This is a genomic window from Vibrio sp. YT-17, assembly GCF_033337375.1.
Lineage (GTDB): Bacteria > Pseudomonadota > Gammaproteobacteria > Enterobacterales > Vibrionaceae > Vibrio > Vibrio alginolyticus.
In genome coordinates this window covers 1-1209 of sequence record NZ_JAWOQP010000131.1, presented here as the reverse complement: position 1 = coordinate 1209, position 1209 = coordinate 1, and the positions used below count along the sequence as shown (strand labels likewise).

The 1209-nt window shown below is 43.4% G+C and carries 1 protein-coding gene and 1 tRNA gene; one reads left to right on the top strand and one right to left on the bottom strand.

Features of this window, described 5'->3' with window-relative positions:
* Nucleotides 1–80 precede the first annotated feature (80 nt).
* Nucleotides 81–165, top strand: a tRNA-Tyr gene (locus tag R7F67_RS24415).
* 477 nt (nucleotides 166–642) lie between these two features.
* Here R7F67_RS24415 and R7F67_RS24410 read toward each other — a convergent pair.
* Nucleotides 643–1209, bottom strand: a 567-nt coding sequence (locus R7F67_RS24410) for a Tim44 domain-containing protein (RefSeq protein ID WP_318057488.1), incomplete at its 5' end; no start/stop codon positions are given.

Sequence of the window (1209 nt, the reverse complement as noted above, 5' to 3'; positions counted from 1 at the left end):
CTTTCTTATGTTTTTCCTTTAAACATGAGAAGAACTTGAAAGCTAGGTTGGGAAACTAACTTTTAAGTATAAAACACCCTGGAGGGGTTCCCGAGTGGCCAAAGGGAGCAGACTGTAAATCTGCCGGCTCCGCCTTCGATGGTTCGAATCCGTCCCCCTCCACCATATTGAAAAAGCCAGCTCATCGAGCTGGCTTTTTTCGTTCTATACATCGTAAGATCAACACCCATTCTAACAATCTCTCGCTCACCCCACGGTGTCGCATTCATGTTCTACGAACTCCTACTGTAGCTAAGATCTTCAACCAATACCGACAACCACATTGCTTTAGGCCAAACTCAACGTTAGAACCGATCTTTTAACAGGTAAGAGTTCTTCGACAAGACACTGAATAGTATTAACTTTCTAAATCTCTCAAGAATAGACACAACAAAATACTAACTGAGCTATCCCAGATGCCAAATGGCTAAGTCATTAGACTGCTAAATCATAAAACGACTGAGTTGTATTGTGCTTAGCTACGGAGCATTGCCTTTCGCTTTTACCTGTAGAGCTATCTCCGCTCATCCAACAATTAACAGATACAAAAAATCCCGCTAAATAGCGGGATTTTATTAAGACTAAATTGAACGACGTTGGTGATTAACCTTGAATACCAACAATCAACCAAGGTGCATTCGGTACCGTTAGGTCACGCTCTAGGTGCCAGATATCTTCAATATCTTCCTCTACACCTTCTGCAGCATCACGGTAACGGCCACTAAATTGCAAACTTAATTGTGCTTTGTTCGCATCGTATTCAGCACGAACGATCTCTGCATCGACATACATCACATCAGTGTGCTGCTCACCTTCTAGCTTCGCGCGCTCAGCTTTCAGATCTTCAAATAGACTTGGAGAAACATATTCTTCAATAGTGTCTAGTTGGTTGTGGTTCCACGCACCTTGCAAAATGCGGTAGTGCTCACGAGAACCGTTAATAAACGCAGCTTGATCGAAACCCGGTGGGTAATTGTGTGGTACATCTCTTTGAGCACCAAAACCGGTGAAACCGCCTGCGTTTGTATTTGGTTGTTGTTCAAAGTTCTGCATGTTTGGTTGTTCAAACTTTGACGCGTTACCACCAAATGCCGGTTGTTGACGTTGCTGGTTCATACTGCCCTGCTTCGCACCTAACATTCCGCGCATAAGCTTAAAGATAATAAAGGC